The organism is Poseidonibacter sp., assembly GCF_041821165.1.
Taxonomy (GTDB): Bacteria; Campylobacterota; Campylobacteria; order Campylobacterales; family Arcobacteraceae; genus Poseidonibacter.
In genome coordinates, this window is sequence record NZ_JBGUES010000218.1 from 1 (window position 1) to 3,520 (window position 3,520).

3 protein-coding genes are annotated in these 3,520 nt (G+C 26.0%); 2 read left to right on the forward strand and 1 reads right to left on the reverse strand.

What is annotated here, in order from left to right; all coding sequences use genetic code 11:
• The coding region (locus ACERKK_RS12245) for a methyl-accepting chemotaxis protein (RefSeq protein ID WP_373773359.1) at positions 1–1,445 on the forward strand (1,445 nt) is incomplete at its 5' end.
• Between the two features lie 2 nt (positions 1,446–1,447).
• Positions 1,448–1,837, forward strand: a complete 390-nt coding sequence (locus ACERKK_RS12250; protein WP_373773360.1) for a PAS domain-containing protein — start codon at positions 1,448–1,450, stop codon at positions 1,835–1,837.
• Between the two features lie 28 nt (positions 1,838–1,865).
• On the opposite strand, the gene ACERKK_RS12255 is transcribed toward ACERKK_RS12250, so the two are convergent.
• Positions 1,866–3,520: ankyrin repeat domain-containing protein (locus tag ACERKK_RS12255; RefSeq protein ID WP_373773361.1), on the reverse strand; the 1,655-nt coding region annotated here is incomplete at its 5' end.

A 3,520-nucleotide genomic window follows, 5' to 3' on the forward strand; every position in this document is an offset into this window, starting at 1 on the left:
ATAAAAAAGTAATTGAGGAAACAAGAGTAATCATTGGAAAAGTAAATGTTGGATTATTTAATGATAGAATTAAATCAAAAGCAAGTTCAAAAGAGATTGATAGTTTAATTTTTGAAATTAATAATATGATTGACTCTTCACAAAAGAATTTAACTGTTTTATCTGAAGTATTAGTTACTCTTGCTAATGCAAAATATGATTCTAAAATACCTAGAATTGAAGGAACAACAGGATTACTAGCTTCTTTATTAAGTGGAACAAAAGTAACACAATCTACAATTAATGAAGTAATGGCACTAATTGATAATGCAACTAAAAGATTAACATTTAGTGCTGATGACTTATCAAAAGCATCAAATGAATTAAGTAAATCATCAAATGAACAAGCAGTTGCATTAGAAGAAACAGCAGCTGCTATGGAAGAAGTTACATCTACTATTGCACAAAGTAGTGAAAATGCTTCAAAAATGTCATCTTATGCTAATGAAGTTACAAAATCAAGTCAAATAGGAAAAGATTTAGCAAATAAAACATCTAATTCTATGGATCAAATTAGTACAGAAGTTAATACTATTCATGAAGCAATTACAATTATTGATCAAATTGCCTTCCAAACAAATATCCTTTCACTTAATGCTGCTGTTGAAGCTGCAACTGCGGGTGAAGCAGGAAAAGGTTTTGCTGTTGTTGCACAAGAAGTAAGAAATCTAGCAGCAAGAAGTGCAGAAGCTGCAAATGAAATTAAAGCTTTAGTTGAAAGTGCTAACTTAAAAGCAAAAGATGGAAAAGAGATATCAGCACAAATGATAGATGGATTTAATAATCTAGATACAAATATTCATACAACAATTGAATTAATTAAAGATGTTGCAAACTCAGCAAAAGAGCAGCAAGAAGCAATGAATCAAATTAATGACACAGTAAATGCTCTTGATAAAGCTACACAAAGTAATGCTAGTTTAGCTAGTGATATTAATGATATGGCTTCTGTTACAAAAGATTTATCACTTCAATTACAAAGTGCTGTTGATAAAACAAGTTTCTCTGCTGATGCAAAAAGAAGAGTTTGTGATACAAATATGATTTTTGATTTAAATAAACTAAAAACAGACCATATTTTATTTAAAAATACTAACTTTCAAAACTGTGCATCTGGAAAAACATTTAAGGTAAAAGATCATACTGAATGTGATATGGGTAAATGGCTTATTGCTAATAAAGATTCTGACTTTGCAAAAGGACCTATTTGGGATGAATTAGTAAAAGCTCATCAAAGAGTTCATTCTATGGTTCAAGATACTGTTGATTTATATGCACAAGATTATGATAATGGTCAAATTATTGCTGTAACTGAAAATATAGAAGTTGAAATTGATAATGTATTTGAATTATTAGATAATTTAAAAGAACATAACTGTGATCTTCAATTCTCAAAAAGGAAGTAATAGTGGCTCATAATAAAGAAACTATTTTAAAAGACAATGCTTTTTTAGTTAGTGAAACAGATGTAAAAGGTAGAATATTATTTGCTAATGATGAATTTTGTAAAGTTGCAGAGTATTCATTAGATGAATTAATTAATAAACCTCATAACCTAGTTAGGCATAAAGATATGCCTAAGGCTGCATTTAAAGACTTATGGGAAACTGTGAAAAGTAAAAAAGTATGGCAAGGTTTTGTAAAAAATGAAACTAAGTCAGGTGGATACTATTGGGTTAAAGCAACAGTTTATCCTTATAATAATGAAAACGGTGAACAATGTTTTATATCTTGTAGAAGAAAAGCTTCTACATCAGATATTGAAAAACATTCAAAACTATATAAAACAATGAATTAAATAAAAAAAGAGAAATGATTTATTTCATTTACTCTTTTACTTCAAACTCTTTTCTCATATGAGTAACTAAATCACTAACTTTTTTTCTATCTGTTGGATTTTTTGTTTGATTTACAAGTGTTGATAAGTTTTTATTAAATCTTTCTAGGAACTTAATAATATAAGGTGCTTTTACAAGTGTAGAGTTTATATGTGCACCTAAATGCATTAATTCTAAAACTAAATCTGTATAACCTAAAAATGCAGCATAGTGAATAGGTAAAACATTAAATTTATCTGTCATATTTAATAAGTTTTTATTTCTTGAACAAATTAATCTAAAAATTTTATTTCTATTTTTCCAAATAGTGTTATGCACCATATTTCTACCTCTATTATCAATAGCTTCAATATCTGCACCCAAAGAAATTAAAATAGTTACGGTTTGAATATCATTATCTAAAATAGCCTTATGTAAAGTAATACCGCCAAAATCATCTCGTGTATTAACATTTGCACCCATTTTAATTACTGTTCTTAAAGTAATATAATATTTACTTAATTTAACTTCATCTTCTTCATCTTTAAATACAGACATTAGTTTATAAATAATATTTAAACCACCTTCTATAGATTGATTTATATCAGCACCATATTTAGTAAGAAGTTTGATTAATTTTACATGTCCATATACAGAAGCCTCATAAAAATATGGTTCTTTTTGAGAGTTCAATTTTTTTAAATTTACTTCTGATCTATATAAAATCTTTTCTAAAACATTAAAATAATTACCACTAGTTTTATCAACTATTTTTTTTAATTTTGGAGAAATTTGTTTTTCATTTAATAAAAATAGTTCTATATCAATTAATTTTTCAATTATTGTTTTATCTTCATTATCTTTTATATCTGGATTAGCTGCATAATCAATAAGCAAAGATACTATTGGTAAAAACTTTTCACCTTTTACTGCAACAGTACTTAATGGAGTATTTCCATTTTTATCTTGAATATTTGGAGAAATTCCTGCATCTAATAGAAGTTTTATAGCTTCTAAGTTTTTAGAATTAATAGCTAAAAACAGAGCACTTTCAGATTTTTTATTTTCTATTGTTTCATCAATTTTAGCTAAACACATACTTTTAATAAAATAATATAAAGGCTCTTCTTCTTTTGAATAAATAGTTTTTTTACTTAAAAGTACTTTTACAGCTTCTATTAAAACTGTGTTTCCATTTTTATCTTGATGGTTTATTAAATCAGAATTATTTAGTATTACCTCTTCAATAAGTTCTTCATTTTCAATATCGCTTTTAATAAAATGAAAAAGAAAATTTTGATTATTTTCATCTACTTGCTTAAAATCAATTTTACTTGGACTTCTATTTAATAATATTTTTTTTATCATCTCTTCATTTTTACTAAGAACTGCATCAAAAATAATATTTTGTCCATGCGTATCAATATTTTCTTTTTTTACTGTTAGTTTTTCTAATAAATCATATATTTCAATATTTCCAAACTTTGCACACTCTTGAAGTGCAATTCTTTTATAAAAATTTACATGATTAACATCAGCATTTAATCTTAATAAAATTTTGATCATTTCAATATTTTTATTTTCGATTGCTATAACTAGAGGAGTTTGACCACTGCTATCTTCTGCATTAATATCTAAACCTTTTTTTACTAACCAAATAACTG